Genomic DNA, 20549 nt, shown 5'->3' with positions numbered 1-20549 from the left:
ACTGCGGCGACGAGCGGCCAGGAAGACCGGAAACTCATGAGTGAACAACGACTGGTCCATGTGTTCGAGGAACTGGCGGACGCCCTCGTACCCGGCTTCGACACCACCGACTTTCTCCACACTCTGACCGACCGAACCGTGGCACTGGTCGCGATCGACGCTGCCGGCATCCTGCTGACCGATGAACGCGGGCACCTTGCTTCGGTGGCGTCCACCACCGAGCCGGCGCACACCCTCGAACAGTTGGAGGTGGCGGACGCACGTGGCCCCTGCTACGACTGCTTCACCACGGGGCGCCCCCTCGTCAACCTCGGCCGCGACGCGACCTCGGCGCGCTGGCCACGGTTTCAGCACCTGTCCGGAGAGGTCGGCTTCGGGGCCGTCCATGCCGTTCCGTTGCAGCTGGGAAACCAGGTGATCGGGTCGCTCAACATGTTCTGTGTCGCCACCGGCAGCCTCCCAGCGGAGGACGTCGACACGAGCCGGGCGCTGGCGCGGATCGCCACCATCGGGCTGCTGCACAATCGCACCGCGCGCAACGCGCAGGAAGAGGCCGCACAACTGCGGCAGGCGCTGACCAGCCGAATCATTATCGAGCAAGCCAAGGGGATGCTCGCCGAAGGTGCCGGATGCACCCCGGCGGTGGCATTCGACGCGCTCCGCCGTTACGCCCGCACCCATGGCCGACCGCTCCACGACGTTGCCGCTGAAGTCGTCGACGGCACCCTGACTCCGCCGACTTCCGGCTGATCCGCCTGGCGTGGTGCAGACGTCCCGACCGCTACCGGGCCATCGATGCGGAAGCGAAGGCGAGCACCTGCGGCCAGGAGATGTCCCACGCGGCCTTGTTCACCGGATCGTCTTGGCGCGCACGGGCACTGAAGCCGTGCGCGGCACCCGGATACGCGTGCACGATCGTCGCGCCGCTGTCGCGGGACTGCAGCGCCGACTGCAAGGCCCCGAAAGTTCCGGCCGACAGGATCGTGTCGGCGCCGGCGTGCAGCACCATGACCGGTGCGGCGATCGCCGGAGCCAGCGCCACCGTGTCGAGCGCGTGGTTCGCCGCGGCCGGATCCCAGATCGACGGATGGTAGGCAACGACATTCGCGAGTTCACGGTCACGCGCGCCGAGCAGCAGCGAGAACCGGCCGCCCAGACACCAGCCGATGACTCCGACGCGCCGTGCGCCCAGCTCACCTCGGGCGTAGTCGAGCAGAGCGCCCATCTCCGACAGGCATTCCTCGTCGTCGAGCTGCCCCATGAGCTCGAAGAGGCGCTCCTTCGGGGTGTCGTCCAGGCTCGGTCCGTGCCAGGGATCCCACACCAGTGCGGTGATCCCCGCCGCGGCGATGTCGGCGGCGTAATCGCGCACCTGCGCATCGACGCCGTTGATCATCGGCAGCAGCAGCATGACGGTATCGCTGCCGCCGTCGGGCTGCGCGAGGTGCGCGGTGAGGTCACCGACCGTGACGGTCCGTGACCTCACCGTGGAACCCGTTGTCACAGAATGGCGCCCGGCGCGTAGCGCGCAGCATCCGGGTTGGCGTCGACCAGCTTCTGCACCTCGGCGACCACCGAGTCGACCTGCGCGCCGGCGGCACCGATGAACGCGGACTTGTCGGCGAGGGCCTCGTCGAGCGCGGCGCGGTCGAGCGGCAGCCGGTCGTCGGCGGCCAGGCGATCCAGCAGATCCGGCTCCTTGCCCTGCTCGCGCATCGCGAGCGCGACGGCGACGGCGTGCTCCTTGATGACCTCGTGCGCGGTCTCGCGTCCGACACCGGCGCGGACCGCGGCCATGAGGACCTTGGTGGTCGCCAGGAACGGCAGGTAGCGGGTGAGCTCCTTCTCGATGACGGCCGGGTACGCACCGAACTCGGCGAGCACCGTCAGGAAGGTCTCCATCTGGCCGTCGATCGCGAAGAACGCGTCCGGCAGCGCGACACGGCGGACGACGGAGCAGAACACGTCGCCCTCGTTCCACTGCGCACCCGCCAGCTCGGACGCCATCGACGCGTAGCCGCGCAGGACCACCTGCAGGCCGTTGACCCGCTCGCACGAGCGGGTGTTCATCTTGTGCGGCATCGCGGACGAGCCCACCTGGCCGGGCTGGAAGCCCTCGGTGACCAGCTCGTGGCCGGCCATCAGGCGAATGGTGTGCGCGAACGACGACGACGCGGCACCCACCTGGACCAGCGCGGACAGCACGTCGTGGTCCAGCGAGCGCGGGTACACCTGGCCGACGCTGGTGAACACGTGCGCGAAGCCGAGGTGCTCGGCGACCTTCTTCTCGAGCTGCTCGAGCTTGGCGGCGTCGCCGTCGAGCAGGTCCAGCATGTCCTGCGCGGTACCCATCGGGCCCTTGATGCCGCGCAGCGGGTAGCGGTCGATGAGCTCACGCAGCCGGGTGAGACCCACCAGCAGCTCGTCGGCGGCCGACGCGAAACGCTTGCCCAGCGTGGTGGCCTGCGCGGCGACATTGTGGGAGCGTCCGGCCATCACGAAACCGGTGTACTCGGCGGCCCGCTCGCCCAGGCGGGCGGCGATCGCGACACCGTGGTTGTACACGTGCTCGAGCGAGCGGAGCACCTGCAGCTGCTCGACGTTCTCGGTGAGGTCGCGGCTGGTCATGCCCTTGTGCACGTGCTCGTGGCCGGCGAGGGCGTTGAACTCCTCGATGCGGGCCTTCACATCGTGGCGGGTGACGCGCTCACGGTCGGCGATGGAGTCCAGGTCGACGCTCTCGAGCACCCGCTCGTAGTCGGCGAGCGCCTCGGCGGGAACGTCGATCCCCAGCTCGGCCTGCGCCCGCAGCACCGCCAACCACAGCTGACGCTCGAGCACGATCTTGTACTCCGGCGACCACAGCGCCTTCAGCTCGGGGCTGGCGTAACGGTTGGCAAGGACATTCGGGATGCGGCTCACGAGATCCCAGTTTACGGCGAGACCCCAAGCCCCTCGTCAGTGCGTGCTCGGAGGAGCGAACTCGTCGATCAGGTCGAGCAGCATCGCGCGCGCCATCCCCCGCGGATCGGGGTCCACCTCGCTGAGCGCGCCCACGACCACCCCGTCCACCACGGCGACCAGGCGACGCAGCTGCGGCTCGCGCACGACGCGGCCGGACCGGCGCAGCACCTCGGCGAGGAGGTCGTCGGTTTGCGCCCGCAGCCGCAGCTGCACGTCCCGCAGCTCGGGATGTCGCGCCGACGCCACGAACCGCTCGTACCGTGCGATCAGCCGTTCCCGGGCACCGTCGCCGACCTCGTCGGGACCGATCAGTAGGTCGACGATCAGATCGACCGTCGCCTCGACGCCGCGCCGCCGCTGCGTGACGTCGTCGATGCGTTCGCGCATCGCGTCCAGTTCCCGGTTGCCGTTGTGTTCGACGGCGAGGGCCACCAGCTCGTCGAGCGAGCCGAAGTAGTAGGTGGTGGACGCGAGCGGCAGACCCGCACGGGAGGCCACCGCACGGTGCCGGACCGCGTCGAAGCCGCCCTCGAGGAGCAGGTCGGCCGCGGCGGTGACGAGCGCCTGACGGCGCCTCTCACCCTTCGGGGTCGCCGCGGACGTCATCCCTCCATCGTGCCAGCCACGGCGACACGCCCGAGTGAATTCGACCAAACAGCGCAGGCAGTGACCCTTCTCGACCTTTCTCGACCTTTCTCGCCCTGTCTCGCCCTGCCTCGGTCCTACTTCGGCGCGGGCAGCCACCGCTCGAGCCGGGCCAGCGCGTCCCGGATCTCCGCGGTGGAACCCGCGAACGACAACCGCACCGTGTGGTCGCCGTGCACGGTGTCGAAGTCGATGCCCGGCGCCAGCGCGAGACCCGTGTCTGCCAGCAGCCGCGCGCACCACGACGTCGAGTCGTCGGTGAGGTGCGCGATGTCCGCGTACACGTAGAACGCACCATCGGCGGGCGCCAGCTCGGTGAGCCCCAGCTCGGGTAGCCCGGTCAGCAGCAGCTCCCGGTTCACCGCATACCGCTGCACGTGACCGTCGAGCTCGGCACGCGCCTCGTCGGTGAACGCCGCGACGGCCGCGTACTGCGAGATCGCCGGCGGGCACACCGTCATGTTCGACGCGAGCCGCTGCAGTGGACGGCGCAGGCTCTCGGGCACCAGCATCCAACCCAGACGCCAGCCCGTCATCGAGAAATACTTCGACACCGACCCGATCACCACGGCCTGCCGCGACGTCTCCCACGCCGATGCCGTGACCTGCGCTCCGAACCCAATCCCGTGATAGATCTCGTCGGAGATCAGCAGCGTGTCGTGCTCCTCGCACCAGCGGGCCAGCGCGGCCAACTCGGCAGGGTCGATGACGGTGCCGGTGGGGTTCGCGGGGCTCGCGACGATCAGCCCGGCGGGCGGGGTGTCCATCTGCTCGAGCATCGCGACGGTCGGCTGGAACCGGGTCTCGGGTCCGCAGTCGATCTCGATCACGTTGCAGCCCAACGCTGTCAGCGTGTTGCGGTACGCGGGGTAGCCGGGCCGGGCGACGACGACGGTGTCGCCGGCGTCGAACGCCGCGAGGAACAGCAGCGTGAACGCTCCCGACGAACCGGTGGTGACCACGACGTCGTCGGCGTCGACGGAGATCCCGGACCGGCTGCTGTGGTATCCCGCGATGGCCTCGCGCAGCGGCTCGATGCCGAACGTCTCGGTGTACCCGAGCAGGTGGTTGTCCAGCGATTCCCGCGCGGCGCGCAGTACCGGCTGCGGGGCCGGCGTCGACGGCTGACCGGCCGCGAGCGTGAGCACATCGCCGTGCGTGCGCTGCCGCTCGGTGGCGGCCTTCCACACGTCCATGACGTGGAAGGCGGGGATGGACGATCGCTGGGATTCGGTACGCACATCTTCGACGCTAGCAACGGCCCGAACTTGTGCAACGAGGTACCGGAATTCGACGTCGCGAGGTCAGTCGTCGAGCAGGACGCGGCGGCTCGCGGCGATCGGACTGTGCGCGGTGAGGCCGCCGGGGTTCCCCCGTACATCTTCCGAGACCAGGGCTGCTGATCGGATGGGTGAACAGGCCCCGCCGCGCACCGGCGGAGGCCCCGCTGCCGCGCCGGAAACAGTCGTGCCGATCCCCCATTCGGGGGCGCGGCACGACAAAGAAGAAAGCGGCGGGCCAGACGGCTGTACGGCCGATCGTCAGATCGAGATGCGACCCTCGACGGCGGCGAGGCCGATGTCGGTGCGGAAGTGGCCGCCGGGCAGCTTGACCTCGGACAGGCGTGCGTACGCATCCTCCCTGGCCTCGGTCAGATCGGCGCCGACGCCGACGACGCTCAGGACTCGCCCACCGGCGGAGACGATCGCGCCGTCCTCACGGGCGGCGGTACCGGCGTGCAGGACGCGCTCGGCGTCGGACCCGGTGATGACGTCACCGGTGCGCGGGGTGGCCGGGTAGTTCTCGGCGGCCAGGACGACGGTGACCGCGGAGCCGTCGCGCCACTGCAGCGGCGGGACCGACGCGAGGGTGCCGGTCGCGGCGGCGTTCAGCACCTCGCCGAGCGGCGACTCGAGCAGCGCAAGCACGGCCTGGGTCTCAGGGTCGCCGAAGCGGCAGTTGAACTCGACGACGGCCGGGCCGTTCTTGCCCATGGCCAGACCCGCGTACAGCAGGCCGGTGAACGGGCAACCACGCTTCGCCATCTCCACCGCGACCGGCTTGACGACGTCGTCGACGATCTGGGTGACGGCCTCGGCGGGCAGCCACGGCAGCGGCGTGTAGGCGCCCATGCCGCCGGTGTTGGGGCCGGTGTCGCCGTCGCCGACGCGCTTGTGGTCCTGCGCGGGCAGCAGGGGGACCACGGTCTCGCCGTCGACCAGGCAGAACAGGGACACCTCGGGGCCGTCGAGGAACGACTCGAGCAGCACGGGGTGCCCGATCTCGAGGCACTCGGCGGCGTGGTCGCGCGCGGCGCTGCGGTCGGTGGTGACGACGACGCCCTTGCCGGCGGCCAGTCCGTCGTCCTTGACGACCCAGTTGGGGCCGAAGCGATCGAGGGCGGCGTCGAGATCGGCCGGGGTGTCGACGACCTCGCTGTGCGCGGTGCGGACACCGGCGGCCGCCATGACGTCCTTGGCGAACGCCTTGGAGCCCTCGATGCGGGCGGCCTCGGCGGACGGGCCGAAGCACGCGATCCCCGCGGCGCGGACGGCGTCGGCGACACCGAGCACCAGCGGCACCTCGGGGCCGATGACGACCAGGTCGGCGGCCTGCGACTTCGCGAGCTCGACGACGGCGTCACCGGACGCGACGTCGACCGCATGCGTCTCGGCGATGCGGGCGATGCCGGCATTGCCGGGGGCACACATCAGCTTGTCGACGCCCGGGTCACGGGCGAGGGCCAACAGGAGGGCATGTTCACGGGCTCCGGAGCCGATCACGAGTACGCGCACGGGTCTCAGACTACGGGCCGGACGCCGACGCCTCGACCACCCCCACCCTCGTCAGCGGGGGCGCTTCGCCAGGAACGAGGGCCGCGGTGCCGAACCCGAGTAGGGCGCCTGCACGACGTTCTCGACGCTGTTGAACACGACGAACACATTGGCGCGCGGCATCGGCGAGATGTTCCCACCGGACGCGTGCAGGGCGTTGCAGTCGAACATCGTCATCGAACCGGCGCCGCCGGTCAGCACCTCTATGCCGTGCCGCTGCCACATGTCGGTGATGACGCGCTCCGACGGCACCCCGATCCTGGGCGTCGTGGTCACGAGCGACTCGCGATAGAAGTCGTCCGGTGTGGCCCCGGAGCACTGCACGAAGGACCGCTGGGTGCCGGGCATGATCATCAGTGGGCCGTTGTACTCGGTGTTTCCGGTGAGCGCGATCGAGGCGCTCACCGCGCGCGGACGGGGCATGCCGTCCTCCGCGTGCCAGGTCTCGAAATCCGAGTGCCAGTAGAACGCGCCGCCCCGGAATCCCGGCTTGTAGTTGAGCCGGCTCTGGTGGACGTAGACGTCCGAGCCGAGAACGTCGCGCGCGATGTCGTACGCGCCGGACAACTCGACGACCCGACGAACGGCATCGCTGAGTTCGAGAATGTCGAAGATCGAGCGCACCGCATCGGAGCCGTCCTCGCGGACGATGCGTTCGTCATCCCGCAACGCCGAATCGTGCTGGATCCGCTCGATCTCCGCGAGGCAGGCCCCGACGTCCGCGTCGCCGATCACGTCCTCGCGATGCAGATATCCGCGTCGGTCGAAATCCGCATACTCCGCAGTGGTGGGATCGCCCCAGAACACCGGATCCGGGCGGCCGATCACCCGCGGCTCATCCGAAACCCGGGTCGTGTACACGTCTTCCACCAAAGTCATATGACAATCACCACCAAGCAGTTCGATTCTTTGTTCCGTACCGGCAGGCACACCGCCGCGCACTGCGACTGCGCACCGGAAATCCTGGTGCGCAGCCGCTTTCATCGATCGGACAATCCCGACCGGCCGATTACTGACGGTAGGACTCGACCTCGTCGACCGGTCGCGGAGCGGCCCGCGCTGCATCCTCGCCGAATTCGACCTTGGCACGGCGCTGCCGGAGCAGGTCCCAGCACTGGTCGAGCCGCTGCTCGAGGAATGTCAGGCGGGCACTCTCCTCGTCCGAGAGCCCTTGCCCCTCGGCCCGTGAGCGCAATTCCCTTTCCTCACGGACGAGTTCGTCGATGCTCTCGATGATGTCGTGCTCGGACATGGTGTGCCTCCCACCTCAGGGTAAACCGGATCGGCAGCGCTGTCCGGTTACCGCGTCAGGTCGTAGATCGTGATCCCGTCGACGGTGGTCGCGGTGAAGTTCGCCTGCACCCATTCGGAGATCTGCGACGCCGTGCCTGCGCCGTCGCGACCGCCGCCCATACCGTCGCGTGGACAGGTCCACATCCATGTAGACGAGGACGCGGGCGTCGGAGCCGCTCCACACGGTGCGCGACGCGCGACTGCGGCCCTTCTCGTCGAGGTGCACCACCCGGACGTCGCCGAACTCGTCGGCAAGTGTCCGCGCGATCTCCAGGGTCCGGTCGGTGCTGGCGTTGTCCGCGATCGTGATTCGCGCGGTGAAGGGCACCTCGGTGGACAGGTAGGCGCGCAGGCGCCGCACGCATCCCTCGAATAACTGCTGCTCGTTGTACACCGGCACCACTACGTCGAGGGCTGGGGTTCGGTCGTCATGGAGCCCAGGTTGGCGCTCGCGCCTGCGGCCCGGCTGGAGCCCAGCTGTGAGGTACCTGCCAATCGGACCCCGGCAGCGACGGCGGGCGGTCGTGCCGGGGACGGCCGTCAGTGGTGCAGCAGGTCCCGCACGTGTCCGGTTTCGTTGACCGAGGCCACACGTCGATTGCCGTTGCGCGAAACGAGCACCCGCGTGATCGACGTGTAGTCCAGCGGAAAGGTCAACGGCCGAGGCAGACCGAGAACCTGCTGCAGGAAGACGTTCGTCACGCCACCGTGCGCGACGACGGCCACGGTGTCCTCGTGCCGTGAGCCCGCCACCACCCGCTCGATCGCACCGACCACCCGGGCCCGGAAGGCGTCCTCGTCGACGAACTCGGGCAGCAGACCGCCGCGGATCCGCTCGAACACCTCCGGAGCCCTGTCCCGCGCCTCGTGGATCGGGATGTAGTGGTCCATCTGGGAGTCGTACTCGGCCAGTTCCTCGTCGACCTCGGGTGTCAGCCCCGTCGCCTCGACGATCGGCGCGGCAGTCTCCCGTGCCCGACGTTGCGGACTCGTGACGATCCGTGCGATGTCGTACTCGGCAAGTGCCTGCGGCAGGCGGCCCGCCTGCCGATGTCCGAGCTCGGCGAGCCCGGGATCAGCAGGCCCCTCCGCAACCGTGATGCGTTCCGGCAGAGCATGTCTCACGATGAGCAGCTGCATGTTTCACCCTTCCGGACGGTCGATGACAGTTTTGTCGCGAGCATCCGGAGCCTGCCGAGCACGCGCCGACGGCGCCATAAAGCGATCCTCTTCCATCCTCACCACCGAGCCGACCGATCGATCGCTCGGTGCACATAGTGGCTCAGCGCGTGATGGGTGTCAACATTTCACGGAAGCCTGCGCGAAGCGGCCACGAACCTCCGGGGAACTCCGCCTACGGTGCGACGACGCCCGCGATCGGAATGCGGCCGGCCACCGCGACCCGGAAGTCGACCATGGCCCGCTGCAAGTGGTCGGGGCTGGTCACGACCACCGCGCCGACCGCCCCGCGCTGCTGCAGGATCACGTTGGTGTTGGCCGCGTTCTCGACGGTGGAGCGGGATGTGTTCTCCTCCGTGATCCGGAACGGCACGACCCCGTTCGCGACGAGCCACTGACGCATCGCCTGCGCCTCGGTGACACCCGACTGCGGCACGCCGCCGCTGACGATGATCGGCGCGAGCGGATACTGTTGCGCCAGTTGGAGGGCCGCCCGCAGACGGGATTCGAGCACCGGCCGCATAGTGCCGTCCGGAAACAGTCCGGCGCCGAGCACGACGATGTTCGTGGTGAACGGATTGATCGCCAGCATCACCGGGACCTGCGTGGTCAGCGTCTCGAGCCGGGTGCAGCTGACAATGAGGTCCCGGACCGGCGTCTGGCATCCGCCGACGACGGAGAGCGCACCGTTGACGAGCGTGGTGGGCGACACCGCATTGACGATGTCGAGCGAGGACTCGGCACCGGCCTGGCCGGGCAGCGCGAGTCCGGCGGCGGCCGCCGCGATGACGGCCGAAACGAGGATCCGGCGGGGGCGTAACGAACGGACGGACATGACGCTCCTTGGCGTAACGGTCCCCCGACCGAGATGTGAAAGACGGATTACAGTGTGACCCACGCAATGCGCTCGCACATCACGAACCGTGATTTTCCCCGGGTCGCCGGCGGGCACGCCCGGGTGCGCGGCCGCGATCGCGGTCCGAGTACCGGAGGCCACGGCCGGGACCTATCCTCGCCATATGCCTTCTGTGTTCAGCGCCATCATCGCCGGAGATCTGCCGGGTCGTTTCGTGTGGGAGGACGAGGACGTGGTCGCATTCCTGACCATCGCGCCCGTCACCCAGGGCCACACCCTCGTCGTCCCCCGCAAGGAGGTCGACCAGTGGCAGGACGTCGACGACGAATTGTTCACCAAGTGCACCACCGTCTCCCGCACGATCGCGAAGGCGGTCCGCAAGGCGTTCGACGCGCCCCGCGCCGGCTTCCTGATCGCGGGCCTCGAGGTTCCGCACCTGCACATGCACGTCTTTCCCGCGTACACCATGGGGAACTTCGACATCAGTGGCGCCGACACCGACCCGTCGCCCGAGTCCATGGACGAGGCCGCCACCAAGATCAAGGCCGCGCTGCGCGACCTCGGCCACGCCGAGAACGTTCCGGCCTGACCGGTCAGCCTCTCGGCAGCCGCACCCGGAAGGTCGCACCCTTCCCGGGTGCGCTGTCGACGGTGACCGTGCCGTCGTGCGCGGCGACGATGGCCGCGACGATCGACAGCCCCAGTCCGCTTCCGCCGCTCGCCCGAGTCCGGGACTCGTCGGCGCGGTAGAACCGCTCGAACACCCGGGCCGCGTCCTCGTCACCGAGGCCGGGTCCGGTGTCGGACACCTCGAGGACCGCGTCGGTGCCATCGGTGCCGACGCGCACCGTCACCGACGCCGCGCCGGGGGTGTGCTCGAGCGCATTTCCCATCAGATTGCCGAGCACCTGCCGCAGTCGGGCGTCGTCGCCCATCACCTGGGCGGGTTCCGAACCGGGCAAGACCTCCAACGTGATCCGCCGCCCGGGCGCGAGCGCGCGCGCGTCGTGGACGGCGTCGGCCGCGACCGTCAGCAGGTCCACCGGATGCCGCTCGAACGGTCGCTGCGCATCCATCCGCGCCAGCATCAACAGATCCTCGACCAGCAGACCCATCCGGGTGGCCTGGCTCTCGATCCGGCTCAGAACCATCTCGGCATCCGTCGACGCGCCCTGACGGTACAACTCGGCGAAGCCCCGGATCGTGGCCAGCGGCGTGCGCAGTTCGTGGCTGGCGTCGGCGACGAACCTCCGCATCCGTTCCTCGGACCGACGCGCCGATTCCTCCGATGCCTCCGTCGCGGCGAACGCCGACTGGATCTGCGCGAGCATCCCGTTGAGCGCCGAAGACAGCCGACCCACCTCGGTGCTCTGGTCCCGCTCCGGCACCCGTCGGTGCAGATCGCCCGCGGCGATATCGGCCGCCGTCTCCTCCACCTCCTGCAGCGGTCGCAGGCTGCGACGCACCACGAAGTACCCCGCGAATCCGAGTACCGCCAGAACCACGATGCCGATTCCGAGTTGCAGCACCACCAACCGGTCCACGGTCTCGTCGATGTCGGTGAGCTTGATCGCCACCGTCGTCGTCCCGGAGGGGGTGGTGACCGTCATCTCCCGCCACCGGATGTCGCCACCACCGGCGGATCCGACGGTCACCGGTCCGGGGTCGGCGACGAGTTGTGGTGTCGCGTTGGTGCTCTCGTCGTTCACTTCGAGGTGGACCGTGCCGTCCGGGGCGGTGACGCGGACGTAGAACGGGCTGGGCGGCCGATTCGGTCCTGGCTCGGCGACTGGTGGACCGGGGCGCGAGTCCCGCGGCTTCGCCCACCCGTGCGCCGCGTCGAACAACTGCCGGTCCGTGCGGGCAATCAGCGAACTCTCCATCGCGGAGGTCACCGCGACACCGGAGGCGAGCAGCCCGGCCGCGGCCAACAGCAGCAGCGCCGCGACCAGGGTGATCCGCAGCGGTAACGCGCGCAGGCGCCTCATCCGTCCGCCTACCGAGGTTCGCGCATCACGTAGCCGACGCCGCGCAGGGTGTGGATCAGGCGCGGCTCGGTGGTGTCGACCTTGCGGCGCAGGTACGAGACGTAGGACTCCACCACGCCCACCTCGCCGCCGAAGTCGTAGTTCCAGACGTGGTCGAGGATCCGTGGCTTGCTCAGCACCGTGCCCGCATTGACCATGAAGTAGCGCAGCAGCGTGAACTCGGTGGGCGACAACGAGACCTGGTCGCCCGCCTTCCACACCTCGTGGGTGTCGTCGTCGAGTTCGATGTCCGCGAACCGGACCCGGGCGGGCTGCTTGTCCTGGTCGCCGTGACCGGAGCGCCGCAGGATCACCCGAAGCCGGGCCACGACCTCCTCCAGACTGAACGGCTTGGTGACGTAGTCGTCGGCGCCGATCGTCAATCCGGTGACCTTGTCCTCGACGGCGTCCCGGGCGGTCAGGAACAGCACCGGAGCATCGATGCCGTCCGCCCGCAGGCGGCGCAGCATCCCGAACCCGTCCATGCCGGGCATCATGACGTCGAGGATCAGCGCGTCGGGTCGGAAGATGCGCGCCTTGTCGAGGCCCTCGGCCCCGTTGGACGCGGTCTCCACCTCGAACCCCTGGAAGCGGAGGCTGACGGACAGCAGTTCGACGAGCGACGGCTCGTCGTCGACGATCAGCACCCGGACCTGCGGCATCTCACTCACAGCTCCAGACTCCCGTACATGTCTGGTCGCATGCTGGACGTTCCCTGGGATGTTCCTGTGAATGCCCGGCGAGCGCCTGAACGGGTGGTGAGAGCGGCCACCGAACTCGGAATCGATGCGCGAATTCGGTACCTTGGTACCGGTCAAGACGACATCCGGACGAGCACACCGTACCCGGCCAGCGACAAGACGGTGTTTGGAGAGTTGAAACACCATGGCCTGGATCGTTCTCGTAATTTCCGGCGTTCTCGAAGCCGTGTGGGCGACCGCCCTCGGTAAGTCCGCAGGCTTCACCCGCCTCGCCCCCTCGATCGTGTTCGCCGTCGGCATCGCGCTCAGCATGGCCGGACTCGCCTACGCGATGCGCACCCTGCCCACCGGTACCGCGTATGCGGTCTGGGTGGGCATCGGCGCATCCCTGACCGTCGCCTACGCGATGCTCACCGGGGACGAGAGCGCCTCGTTCGTCAAGGTCCTGCTGATCCTCGGCATCGTCGGCTGCGTCGTCGGCCTGAAGGTCCTGCACTGACCGCCCGACGGACCCGCGCCCCGCGTACCGAACACCCCGTTTGACTGTGTGGCGGGGGTTACAGTAATCGGATGAACCTGGTGTCAGCGATCACGTTCCCGGTCCGTGCCGGCCTCGCCATCACGGACGCGGCGCTCGAGGTCGCCGAGACGGCGCTGGCCACGACCCGGCTGGCGCTGTCCAGCACCACCGTCACCAGCGTCAGCGCGGCAACACTCGCCAATCCTCGCGGACCGCTGCAGCTGGTGCAGCAGTTGGCGGCGTTGGCCTCCGACGACCGCCCGCTGGGCCAGGCACTGCGTCCCGGCGGTCCGCTCGATCGACTGTTGGCGCCGGGCGGGGTCGTCGACCGGCTCACGTCCGACGGCGGCACCCTCGAGCGGCTGTTCGAGCCCGGCGGAGCGCTCGATCGCGTGCTGGCACCGGGTGGTCCGCTCGACCGCGTGACGTCGGAGGACGGCCCGCTCGACCGCGTGCTGTCCGAGGACGGCCCGCTCGAACGCCTGCTCGCACCGGGCGGTCTGCTGGACCGGCTCACCGCCGAGGACGGCCCGCTCGAGCGGCTCACCGCGCAGGACGGCGCGGTCGAACGGCTCACGAAGAAGGACGGGATCGTCGACCGCGCGCTGGCCGAGGACGGCATCCTCGAGACGCTGCTCGCGGAGGATGGCGCCTTCGAGCGACTCATCGCGGAGGGCGGTCCGCTCGACCAGATCGTCGCGCTGTCGGAGACACTCACGGCGCTGGCCCCGAACCTGCAGCGGATGAGCGCGAGCATCGATCTGCTCCAGGAGACCGTTGGGGTGCTCAGTGCCGCGGTCGGACCGCTCGGCGACCTCGCCGGACGCCTGCCCGGACGTTGGCTCAAGGGCGGCCGCGGACCCGACCTAACCCTCGGACCCGCCTGACAGGTGCGCGTCGAAGAACGCGAACACCCGACGCCACGCGTCCTCGGCCGTCTCGTGGTCGTACCCCATCCCGGCGATCCGCGCGAGCGTGTTCGCCCGACCCGAGACGATGCGGTTGGCGAAGCTGTGTCCCACCCCGGAATACGTTTCGACATCGTGCGCGACGCCCAAGCCGGTGAGGGCCGCGTCGAGTCTGCGTCCGGCACCGTGCAGGATCGGGTCCCGTGCGCCGTAGCTTCCGACGATCGGGCACGTCCCGCCGAGGGCCTCCTCGAGGTGCCGAGGTAGCGGCCCGTAGAACGGCGCGGAGGCAGCAAACCCCTTGGGCGCGAGCACGAGTGCGAACCCACCGCCCATGCAGAACCCGACCGCGCCGACCTGTCCCGTGCAGTCGGGTCGGGCGGCGAGCAGGTCCCGCGCGGCGAGCAGGTCGTCCACCGCGCGCCCCTGCCGCCGGATCAACTCGCGGAAGACCCGGGTGACACATCGGGCTCGACCCCCACGGGAATACAGGTCGGGGGCGAGCGCGAGGTATCCGCGCGCGGCGACACGGGCAGTGATCTCGCGGATGTCGCGGCCGACCCCGAGCGCGTCGTGGACGACCACCACGCCGGGCCACGGTCCGTCGTGCCCCGGAGTCTCGAGCACCGCGTCGATCGGACCGTCCGGTGTGGGCAGCGAAACCGTGGACATCCTCCGAGACTAGGGTCCTCGGTCCCGGATACACGGTGGATTCGTAACGATTCGACCGCCGCTGCCGCCCTTTCATTCCGGTTGCGTAACCACTTCGCCGAGGCCCTCCCGCGGGGTCGTTCCGTCGCTAGCCTGGCCTTGGCGCAGTTGCTCCACCTCGGATGCGGCGCCGCCGGTCATACCGGTGCGAAATGCACCGGACGGCAATGGAAGTACCTGGAAAGGCACGGAAGCAGTCGATGAACCACATCTCGAACTCTCGTCAGACCACCGCGAGCGGTATCAGCACCGGATCCATCAGCACCGAAGAGATCAAGTCACGCATCGCGGCAATGTTCGGAGACGCCCCCGCCGGCCATCAGGACAAGTAGTCCCGGCCCCTTCCCAATTCGATCACTCCCCCGTTTCGTCCCGCGCCGGACGCGCCCGGATGTGCGCGCGTTCGCCCTGGCGCCCGAAGAGCCCCAGGAACTCCACCGGGTTCGCGTCGGCGGCCCCGAACCAGTGCGGGACGCGCGTGTCGAACTCGGCCGCCTCGCCCGGGAGCATCACGATGTCCTGGTCGCCGAGCACCAGTCGCAGTTTCCCGTTGAGGACGTACAGCCACTCGTAGCCCTCGTGCACCCGCGGATCCGGAGCCTGCCGGCCGGTGACGCCCGGCATGACGTGCTTGTACGCCTGGATTCCGCCCGGTCGCCGGGTGAGCGGCACGATGGTCTTGTCCCCCCGGGTGACCGGACGCATGTGGATCCGCGGGTCACCGGTCGGTGGTGCGCCGACGAGCTCGTCGAGCGGCACCCCGTACGCCCTGGCCAGCGGCAACAGCAGTTCCAGGTTCGGCTTGCGCTGACCCGATTCGAGCCGCGACAGCGTGCTCACCGAGATCCCGGTGTCCGCGGACAGATCCGCCAGCGTCACCGCCCGCTGCTGCCGTAGATCCCGCAACCGCGGGCCCACCGCCCCGAGAATCCGGTCCATGTCCTCGACGTCGTCCATGCCCTCCAGACTGCCCGGAAGTTGCCGCTTCGGCAATAAAGCTTGCTCGATCCGGCCGAGGGTCGGCATGGTGGTGGCACCAAGGGAGGTATCGATGAGCGAACAGATGTCGGACGGATACGACGTAGTAGTGGTCGGGGGCGGCGCGGCCGGGCTCGAGGGGGCGTTGATACTTGCTCGGTCCCGCCGGAGCGTGCTGGTGATCGACGCGGGCGATCCGCGCAACGCGCCGGCAGAGGGCGTCCACGGTTTCCTGACCCGGGACGGCGTCCCACCCGCCGAGCTGGTGAGGGTCGGCCGGGAAGAGGTCCGCGGCTACGGCGGGCACATCGTGGACGGCACCGTCGCGGACATCCGCCGCGACGGGTCCCGGTTCACCGTGGCGCTCGCCGACGGCCGGACCGTGCAGGCGCGACGCGTACTGGTGACGACCGGGCTGGTCGACGAGCTGCCGGACGTCCCGGGCCTGCGGGAACTGTGGGGGCACGACGTGCTGCACTGCCCGTACTGCCACGGGTGGGAGATCGCCGATCAGCCGGTGGGTGTGCTGGCGACCGGACCGATGTCCGTGCACCAGGCGCTGATGTTCCGGCAGTGGAGCGACGACGTCGTCCTGTTCCAGCACACCGGCCCCGAGCCGACGGCCGACGAGCACGAGCAGCTCGCGGCGCGCGGCATCAGCGTCGTGCCCGGACACGTGCAGTCGCTGGTGACCGACGACGGACGCCTCACCGGGGTCCGTCTCGACGACGGCACCGTCGTCGACCGTCGGGCGCTGGTCGTGGCGCCGCGGTTCGTGGCACGCGTCGACGCGCTCACCTCGCTGGGCCTCGAGACCGAGGTCGAGCCGATGAGTGGTGGCCAGTTCGTGCCGGGCGACTGGTCGGGACTGACGAAGGTGCCCGGGGTCTGGGTCGCGGGCAACGTCGCCGACGCCAAGCTGCAGGTGCTCGGGGCCGCGGCGGGCGCCGCGATCGCCGCCGTCGCCATCAACAACGATCTGATCGCCGAGGACACACAGCTTGCCGTCGCGGAACACCGCGCAAGCGAATCGAAGGGAGTGGACGCATGACCGTGCAGTTCGACGAGGATTTCTGGAACGAGCGCTACCGATCGAGCCACCGTGTGTGGAGCGGGAACCCGAACGGCGGTCTCGTGAACGAGGTTTCGGACCTCGATCCCGGAACGGCACTCGACGTCGGCTGCGGCGAGGGCGCCGACGCGATCTGGCTGGCCGGCCGCGGATGGCAGGTGAAGGCCCTGGACCTGTCCATCGTGGCGGTCGAGCGCGCTGCCGAGCACGCAGCGAGCTCCGGCGACGACATCGCCGGCCGGATCACCTGGCAGCAGGCCGACCTGCTCGAATGGGATCCGGGCACCGACCGGTACGACCTCGTGACGTCGCAGTACGTGCACCTGCCCAGCGGTCCGCGCGAGGCGCTGTACGACCGCCTCGCCGACTTCGTCGCGCCGGGCGGCACCCTGCTGATCGTGGGACATCACCCGTCGGATCTGGATACCCACCTGCAGCGTCCACGCCACGCCGATCTGTACTTCACGCCGGAAGACGTTGTGTCCCGGATCGATCCGAAGGAATGGAAGATCGTCACCGCGGCCGCGACGTCGCGCACCGTCGAGCACGACGGCCACGAGGTCACCATCCACGACAGCGTCGTCCGCGCGCAGCGCCTTCGCTGACGCCGGCCTGGCCCTGGCCGGAGCACCGGGCCACCGCCTGTGCTCCGGCCTCGGCCCTACGACGCCGACACCCCCGCCAGCCCCCGCACAGTGGTCGGGACAGCGGTGGCGGAGGCGGGGTGTGTCCACAGCCCCTTGCGTTCGAGGAGCGGGAGCACGCCCTCCCCGAACCAGTACGCCTCCTCGAGGTGCGGCGCACCCGAGAGCACGAACTCGTCGATCCCGGCGGCGCGGTACTCCTCGATGAGCGCGGCGACCTCGGCGTGGCTGCCGACCAGGGCCGTCCCGGCACCGCCGCGGACCAGGCCGACACCGCTCCACAGGTTCGGGTAGATCTCGAGGGAGCGGGCGTCTCCGTCTCCGAAGGTGGCCCCGCCGTGCAACTCCCGCATCAGGCGCTGCCCCTCGGACTCACTGGCCGCCATCCCGGCCTGCGCCCGGGCGACGTCGGCCGGGTCCATGTCGTCCAGCAGCAGCTGCGCCTGCGCCCAGGCCTGCGCCGAGGTGTCGCGGCTGATCACGTGCAGGCGCACACCGAACCGGAGGGTGCGGCCGCGCTCCGCCGCGGCGGCCCGGACGCGGGCGATCTTCGCCGCGACCGCGGCCGGCGGCTCGCCCCACGTCAGGTACACGTCGGAGTGCGCACCCGCCACCGGCAGCGCCGCCGCCGAGGAGCCACCGAAGTACACCTGCGGCGCCGGATCGGGCAGTTGCTCGAGTTCGGCTCCCTCGACCCGAATATGGTTGCCGTGGAAGTCGACTCGCTCGCCGCGCCACAGGCGCCGGACCACCGACAGGAACTCGTCGGTGCGGCGGTAGCGATCGTCCTTGTCGAGGAAGTCACCGAAGGCCCGCTGCTCGGCGCTCTCGCCGCCGGTGACGATGTTGACCAGCAGGCGTCCCTGCGAATGCTGCTGATAGGTCGTCGCCATCTGCGCGGCGAGGGTCGGTGAGAGCGCGTCGGGGCGGAACGCGACCAGGAACTTCAGCCGCTCGGTGGTCGCGACGAGCATTGCGGTGGTGACCCAGGCGTCCACACATTGCAGGCCGGTCGGGGTCAACGCCCCCTCGAAGCCGAGTTGTTCGGCCGAACGCGCGATCTGGCCGAGATACTCCAACGTCGCGGGCCGGTCGCCGGCCGACGAGCGCAGATCTGCGCCGTGGCCACCGCCGACGATCTTGCGGCTGTCGCCTGAGGTGGGCAGGAACCAATGGAACGACAAGGACGTAGCGGACATGACGAGATACCTTCGTGTGTCGGGATGACGCGGGAGCCGAATGCCCCGATCACCTCGGCGATCGGGAAGGATCAGCTACGACAGCGCAGGGCGCCGACTCGGCACAGGTCCACATACAACCGCCAGCTGTGCCAGACCGTGCGCAGCGCAGGAGGCTGCAGTCCACTGGTCGGCATCATCTCGTCACTCCTTGCAGTGCGGGCACGGGTACCGTGCAGAGTACCCCGCGATCCCACCGTTGACGACCCCCGCAGAGTTGGCCGGACAGCGTTAATCATCCACCCCGGCAGGGCAATCCATCCGGCAGCACCTCAGACAGGACCCAGCATGACGTTGATCTCCGCACCGGACCTCGCCGACCGACTGGCCTCGGGCACAGTCACACGGGTCCTCGACGTCCGATGGTCGCTGCCCGAGCCCGACGGCCGCGCCGGCCACGCGGCCGGGCACATCCCGGGCGCGGTCTACGTCGACCTCGAGCGTGACCTCAGCGACCATGCCGTCGCCGATCGGGGCCGCCATCCCCTGCCCGCCGCGGACGACCTGCAGGCGGCCCTGCGCCGGTGGGGCGTGGACGACGGCGACACGGTCGTCGTCTACGACGACTGGAACGCCGCCGGATCGTCGCGGGCGTGGTGGGTGCTGCGCGCCGCCGGGCTCGGCGATGTCCGGATCCTCGACGGCGGGTGGTCGGCGTGGCGGGAGGCGTCGGGTCGGGTGGAAACCGGGGAGGTGACACCGCCCGCCGGCACGATATCGCTCGCGCGTCGGGACCTGTATGCGGGCACCCTCACCGAGAGCGAGGCCGCGGCCCTCGGACGCTCGGGCCGGCTGCTGGATGCGCGTGCGCCCGAACGCTTCCGGGGCGAGGTCGAACCCGTCGATCCCGTGGCGGGGCACATCCCCGGGGCCCGCAACTTCCCGTCGACCTGGGTGCTGGCGGCCGACGGGCGGTTCAAGTCGAGCGAGGAACTGCGCGCGCTGTTCGCCGAGCACGGCCTGGACGGAACGAGGCCGGCCGGCGCCTACTGCGGTTCCGGGGTGACCGCCGCCGTCGTCCTCGCCGCGGCCGAGACGGCCGGACTCGACATCACCCTGTTTCCCGGGTCGTGGTCGCAGTGGTCGGCGAACCCGCGCAATCCGATCGAACGCGGTCCGGCGACGTAACTCCTGCTACCCGTCCGCCGGCGCGGTGAGGGCCGCCGTCACCATCGATACGAGGTTCTTCTCGAAATCGACTGCGCCGAGCGGCAACCCGCGTCGACCGGCCAGGTCCTGTACACGCAGGGACAGCATCGTGGTGCTCAGCATCAGCACCGAACGGGGACCGGGGCGCGCTGTACGGCATCGACGTCACGCCGCCCGCCGGCACCACCCCCGGCAGCGTCGACATCGCCTTCGCCGCGCAGATGGGCCCGGGCAGCGGATCGAGCCCGGGCCTGTCCCCGGACGGGTCGATCTACGTGCTCACCGATCCGGGCGTGCTCACCGCGTTCGACGATGCCGGCGACAAGCTGTGGGATGCGGACCTGGCCGCGCAGGCCCTCGATGCCCTCCCCGTCAGCGATGCCTACGGCGCACCGGTCGTCCGGGGCAACGGCAATCCGACCGTGGTCGACGGCGCGGTGATGATCGAGGTGTCTACGGGTACAACGCGCCACTGCAGGGACAGCAGGTGTCCGTGCCGGTGAAGTCGGCCGTCGTCGAGATCGACCCGGCGACCGGAAAGGGCCGCCGCAACGTCGCTTTCGCGACCGACACCACCGAGGGCATTCTCACGATCGCCCCCGACGGACGCATGTTCGCCACCCCTCGGCGTCATGACCACGACGTCACTCGCCCCGGTCGCACGTACGTCGATCCGTACCTGCCCGAAGGGCTGGAGGTCATCAAGCCGACCGGTGGCCTGAACGGATTCGTCCCCGTTCGGTGACGCCCGGTCGGGCGGGCCGCGCCGCGCGCATGTCGGTGCGCGGCGCGGCCCGGAAAAGCCCCTGCCTACGGGCCGAATACAGGTA

The 20549-nt window shown here is 69.8% G+C and carries 25 protein-coding genes, 1 pseudogene and 1 riboswitch; of the genes and pseudogenes, 10 read left to right on the top strand and 16 right to left on the bottom strand.

What is annotated here, in order from left to right:
• Nucleotides 1–36 precede the first annotated feature (36 nt).
• Complete coding sequence (locus J2X34_RS25385; RefSeq protein WP_174908255.1) at nt 37–750, top strand: GAF and ANTAR domain-containing protein; 714 nt, start codon at nt 37–39, stop codon at nt 748–750.
• A gap of 31 nt (nt 751–781) precedes the next feature.
• Here J2X34_RS25385 and J2X34_RS25380 read toward each other — a convergent pair whose 3' ends face one another.
• The 10 genes and pseudogenes from J2X34_RS25380 to J2X34_RS25335 all read right to left on the bottom strand — a co-directional run bounded on the left by J2X34_RS25380 (nt 782) and on the right by J2X34_RS25335 (nt 9750).
• Nucleotides 782–1504 (bottom strand): dienelactone hydrolase family protein, encoded by a 723-nt coding sequence (locus J2X34_RS25380; RefSeq protein WP_174908253.1) that lies wholly within the window; start codon nt 1502–1504, stop codon nt 782–784.
• Nucleotides 1501–2922 carry an adenylosuccinate lyase gene (gene purB / locus J2X34_RS25375; RefSeq protein ID WP_114720605.1) on the bottom strand — a complete coding sequence of 474 codons (1422 nt, stop codon included), beginning with the start codon at nt 2920–2922 and terminating at the stop codon, nt 1501–1503. Before purB ends, J2X34_RS25380 begins: the two co-directional genes overlap by 4 nt.
• 36 nt (nt 2923–2958) lie before the next feature.
• Nucleotides 2959–3570 (bottom strand): TetR/AcrR family transcriptional regulator, encoded by a 612-nt coding sequence (locus J2X34_RS25370; RefSeq protein WP_114720602.1) that lies wholly within the window; start codon nt 3568–3570, stop codon nt 2959–2961.
• 116 nt (nt 3571–3686) lie between these two features.
• The gene (locus J2X34_RS25365) at nt 3687–4850 is read right to left on the bottom strand and encodes a pyridoxal phosphate-dependent aminotransferase (protein ID WP_114720599.1); all 1164 of its coding nucleotides are present in this window, start codon (nt 4848–4850) and stop codon (nt 3687–3689) included.
• 300 nt (nt 4851–5150) lie between these two features.
• Nucleotides 5151–6404 carry a phosphoribosylamine--glycine ligase gene (purD, locus tag J2X34_RS25360; protein WP_114720593.1) on the bottom strand — a complete coding sequence of 418 codons (1254 nt, stop codon included), beginning with the start codon at nt 6402–6404 and terminating at the stop codon, nt 5151–5153.
• A 51-nt stretch (nt 6405–6455) separates the two neighbouring features.
• Nucleotides 6456–7322, bottom strand: coding sequence for an ectoine hydroxylase (thpD, locus tag J2X34_RS25355; protein ID WP_429520069.1), 867 nt, complete (start codon nt 7320–7322; stop codon nt 6456–6458).
• A 130-nt stretch (nt 7323–7452) separates the two neighbouring features.
• Nucleotides 7453–7695 carry a DUF2630 family protein gene (locus J2X34_RS25350; RefSeq protein ID WP_429520068.1) on the bottom strand — a complete coding sequence of 81 codons (243 nt, stop codon included), beginning with the start codon at nt 7693–7695 and terminating at the stop codon, nt 7453–7455.
• Nucleotides 7696–7863: 168 nt separating this feature from the next.
• A pseudogene (locus tag J2X34_RS25345) lies at nt 7864–8139 on the bottom strand (glycosyltransferase); the annotation flags it as partial.
• Between the two features lie 137 nt (nt 8140–8276).
• On the bottom strand, nt 8277–8876 hold the full coding sequence (locus J2X34_RS25340) for a histidine phosphatase family protein (protein WP_429520067.1): 600 nt from the start codon (nt 8874–8876) through the stop codon (nt 8277–8279).
• 214 nt (nt 8877–9090) lie between these two features.
• Entirely contained in the window at nt 9091–9750 is a 660-nt protein-coding gene (locus J2X34_RS25335; RefSeq protein WP_429520066.1) for a YdcF family protein, read from the bottom strand.
• A 184-nt stretch (nt 9751–9934) separates the two neighbouring features.
• Here J2X34_RS25335 and J2X34_RS25330 point away from each other — a divergent pair, with 184 nt between their 5' ends.
• Nucleotides 9935–10360 (top strand): HIT family protein, encoded by a 426-nt coding sequence (locus J2X34_RS25330; RefSeq protein ID WP_114720580.1) that lies wholly within the window; start codon nt 9935–9937, stop codon nt 10358–10360.
• 4 nt (nt 10361–10364) lie between these two features.
• Here the strand turns inward: J2X34_RS25330 and J2X34_RS25325 are convergent, their stop codons facing one another.
• Nucleotides 10365–11759, bottom strand: coding sequence for a sensor histidine kinase (locus J2X34_RS25325; protein WP_114720577.1), 1395 nt, complete (start codon nt 11757–11759; stop codon nt 10365–10367).
• A gap of 8 nt (nt 11760–11767) precedes the next feature.
• Nucleotides 11768–12460 (bottom strand): response regulator transcription factor, encoded by a 693-nt coding sequence (locus J2X34_RS25320; protein ID WP_114720573.1) that lies wholly within the window; start codon nt 12458–12460, stop codon nt 11768–11770.
• A gap of 146 nt (nt 12461–12606) precedes the next feature.
• Nucleotides 12607–12668, top strand: a riboswitch (guanidine-III (ykkC-III) riboswitch).
• A 15-nt stretch (nt 12669–12683) separates the two neighbouring features.
• Here J2X34_RS25320 and J2X34_RS25315 point away from each other — a divergent pair.
• Entirely contained in the window at nt 12684–12998 is a 315-nt protein-coding gene (locus J2X34_RS25315) for a DMT family transporter (RefSeq protein WP_114720571.1), read from the top strand.
• A gap of 71 nt (nt 12999–13069) precedes the next feature.
• Nucleotides 13070–13906, top strand: coding sequence for an ABC transporter (locus J2X34_RS25310; RefSeq protein WP_114720569.1), 837 nt, complete (start codon nt 13070–13072; stop codon nt 13904–13906).
• On the opposite strand, the gene J2X34_RS25305 is transcribed toward J2X34_RS25310, so the two are convergent.
• Nucleotides 13886–14599, bottom strand: coding sequence for a dienelactone hydrolase family protein (locus tag J2X34_RS25305; RefSeq protein ID WP_114720567.1), 714 nt, complete (start codon nt 14597–14599; stop codon nt 13886–13888). The genes J2X34_RS25310 and J2X34_RS25305 overlap by 21 nt on opposite strands.
• A gap of 239 nt (nt 14600–14838) precedes the next feature.
• Between J2X34_RS25305 and J2X34_RS25300 the strand changes: the two genes are divergently transcribed.
• Entirely contained in the window at nt 14839–14970 is a 132-nt protein-coding gene (locus J2X34_RS25300) for a hypothetical protein (protein ID WP_258557772.1), read from the top strand.
• 22 nt (nt 14971–14992) lie between these two features.
• Here J2X34_RS25300 and J2X34_RS25295 read toward each other — a convergent pair whose 3' ends face one another.
• Nucleotides 14993–15595 (bottom strand): helix-turn-helix domain-containing protein, encoded by a 603-nt coding sequence (locus tag J2X34_RS25295; protein WP_114720565.1) that lies wholly within the window; start codon nt 15593–15595, stop codon nt 14993–14995.
• A 106-nt stretch (nt 15596–15701) separates the two neighbouring features.
• Here J2X34_RS25295 and J2X34_RS25290 point away from each other — a divergent pair, with 106 nt between their 5' ends.
• Together J2X34_RS25290 and J2X34_RS25285 are read left to right on the top strand one after the other, a co-directional pair.
• Nucleotides 15702–16667 carry an NAD(P)/FAD-dependent oxidoreductase gene (locus tag J2X34_RS25290; protein ID WP_429520090.1) on the top strand — a complete coding sequence of 322 codons (966 nt, stop codon included), beginning with the start codon at nt 15702–15704 and terminating at the stop codon, nt 16665–16667.
• Nucleotides 16664–17293, top strand: a complete 630-nt coding sequence (locus J2X34_RS25285; RefSeq protein ID WP_114720561.1) for a class I SAM-dependent methyltransferase — start codon at nt 16664–16666, stop codon at nt 17291–17293. The genes J2X34_RS25290 and J2X34_RS25285 overlap by 4 nt, the downstream gene beginning before the upstream one ends.
• Before the next feature lie 56 nt (nt 17294–17349).
• On the opposite strand, the gene J2X34_RS25280 is transcribed toward J2X34_RS25285, so the two are convergent.
• On the bottom strand, nt 17350–18531 hold the full coding sequence (locus J2X34_RS25280; RefSeq protein WP_429520065.1) for an LLM class flavin-dependent oxidoreductase: 1182 nt from the start codon (nt 18529–18531) through the stop codon (nt 17350–17352).
• 327 nt (nt 18532–18858) lie between these two features.
• On the opposite strand from J2X34_RS25280, the gene J2X34_RS25275 reads away from it, so the two are divergent.
• The gene (locus J2X34_RS25275; RefSeq protein ID WP_429520064.1) at nt 18859–19698 is read left to right on the top strand and encodes a sulfurtransferase; all 840 of its coding nucleotides are present in this window, start codon (nt 18859–18861) and stop codon (nt 19696–19698) included.
• A gap of 6 nt (nt 19699–19704) precedes the next feature.
• Here J2X34_RS25275 and J2X34_RS25270 read toward each other — a convergent pair whose 3' ends face one another.
• Entirely contained in the window at nt 19705–19842 is a 138-nt protein-coding gene (locus J2X34_RS25270; protein WP_181818728.1) for a hypothetical protein, read from the bottom strand.
• A gap of 98 nt (nt 19843–19940) precedes the next feature.
• On the opposite strand from J2X34_RS25270, the gene J2X34_RS25265 reads away from it, so the two are divergent.
• Both J2X34_RS25265 and J2X34_RS25260 read left to right on the top strand, forming a co-directional pair.
• Nucleotides 19941–20222: a hypothetical protein gene (locus tag J2X34_RS25265; RefSeq protein ID WP_429520063.1), complete on the top strand. Its 282-nt coding sequence runs from the start codon at nt 19941–19943 to the stop codon at nt 20220–20222.
• Nucleotides 20207–20464, top strand: coding sequence for a hypothetical protein (locus tag J2X34_RS25260; protein WP_429520062.1), 258 nt, complete (start codon nt 20207–20209; stop codon nt 20462–20464). The genes J2X34_RS25265 and J2X34_RS25260 overlap by 16 nt, the downstream gene beginning before the upstream one ends.
• Nucleotides 20465–20549: the final 85 nt, after the last annotated feature.

It is taken from the genome of Rhodococcus sp. BE178 (assembly GCF_050433545.1).
In the GTDB taxonomy this organism is placed as follows: Bacteria; Actinomycetota; Actinomycetes; order Mycobacteriales; family Mycobacteriaceae; genus Prescottella.
This window is presented reverse-complemented; position numbering and strand designations above follow the sequence as displayed.

What these genes read in the sequence shown, in the direction of transcription:
- J2X34_RS25310 (WP_114720569.1), top strand. Translation starts at nt 13,070, where the DNA reads ATGAACCTGGTGTCAGCGATCACGTTCCCGGTCCGTGCCGGCCTCGCC.
- J2X34_RS25335 (WP_429520066.1), bottom strand. Translation starts at nt 9,750, where the DNA reads ATGTCCGTCCGTTCGTTACGCCCCCGCCGGATCCTCGTTTCGGCCGTC.
- J2X34_RS25280 (WP_429520065.1), bottom strand. Translation starts at nt 18,531, where the DNA reads ATGTCCGCTACGTCCTTGTCGTTCCATTGGTTCCTGCCCACCTCAGGC.
- J2X34_RS25300 (WP_258557772.1), top strand. Translation starts at nt 14,839, where the DNA reads ATGAACCACATCTCGAACTCTCGTCAGACCACCGCGAGCGGTATCAGC.
- J2X34_RS25325 (WP_114720577.1), bottom strand. Translation starts at nt 11,759, where the DNA reads ATGAGGCGCCTGCGCGCGTTACCGCTGCGGATCACCCTGGTCGCGGCG.
- J2X34_RS25315 (WP_114720571.1), top strand. Translation starts at nt 12,684, where the DNA reads ATGGCCTGGATCGTTCTCGTAATTTCCGGCGTTCTCGAAGCCGTGTGG.
- J2X34_RS25265 (WP_429520063.1), top strand. Translation starts at nt 19,941, where the DNA reads ATGGGCCCGGGCAGCGGATCGAGCCCGGGCCTGTCCCCGGACGGGTCG.
- J2X34_RS25275 (WP_429520064.1), top strand. Translation starts at nt 18,859, where the DNA reads ATGACGTTGATCTCCGCACCGGACCTCGCCGACCGACTGGCCTCGGGC.
- J2X34_RS25385 (WP_174908255.1), top strand. Translation starts at nt 37, where the DNA reads ATGAGTGAACAACGACTGGTCCATGTGTTCGAGGAACTGGCGGACGCC.
- J2X34_RS25285 (WP_114720561.1), top strand. Translation starts at nt 16,664, where the DNA reads ATGACCGTGCAGTTCGACGAGGATTTCTGGAACGAGCGCTACCGATCG.
- J2X34_RS25340 (WP_429520067.1), bottom strand. Translation starts at nt 8,876, where the DNA reads ATGCAGCTGCTCATCGTGAGACATGCTCTGCCGGAACGCATCACGGTT.
- J2X34_RS25270 (WP_181818728.1), bottom strand. Translation starts at nt 19,842, where the DNA reads ATGCTGAGCACCACGATGCTGTCCCTGCGTGTACAGGACCTGGCCGGT.
- J2X34_RS25290 (WP_429520090.1), top strand. Translation starts at nt 15,702, where the DNA reads ATGTCGGACGGATACGACGTAGTAGTGGTCGGGGGCGGCGCGGCCGGG.
- thpD (WP_429520069.1), bottom strand. Translation starts at nt 7,322, where the DNA reads ATGACTTTGGTGGAAGACGTGTACACGACCCGGGTTTCGGATGAGCCG.
- J2X34_RS25320 (WP_114720573.1), bottom strand. Translation starts at nt 12,460, where the DNA reads ATGCCGCAGGTCCGGGTGCTGATCGTCGACGACGAGCCGTCGCTCGTC.
- J2X34_RS25330 (WP_114720580.1), top strand. Translation starts at nt 9,935, where the DNA reads ATGCCTTCTGTGTTCAGCGCCATCATCGCCGGAGATCTGCCGGGTCGT.
- J2X34_RS25295 (WP_114720565.1), bottom strand. Translation starts at nt 15,595, where the DNA reads ATGGACGACGTCGAGGACATGGACCGGATTCTCGGGGCGGTGGGCCCG.
- J2X34_RS25370 (WP_114720602.1), bottom strand. Translation starts at nt 3,570, where the DNA reads ATGACGTCCGCGGCGACCCCGAAGGGTGAGAGGCGCCGTCAGGCGCTC.
- J2X34_RS25350 (WP_429520068.1), bottom strand. Translation starts at nt 7,695, where the DNA reads ATGTCCGAGCACGACATCATCGAGAGCATCGACGAACTCGTCCGTGAG.
- J2X34_RS25305 (WP_114720567.1), bottom strand. Translation starts at nt 14,599, where the DNA reads ATGTCCACGGTTTCGCTGCCCACACCGGACGGTCCGATCGACGCGGTG.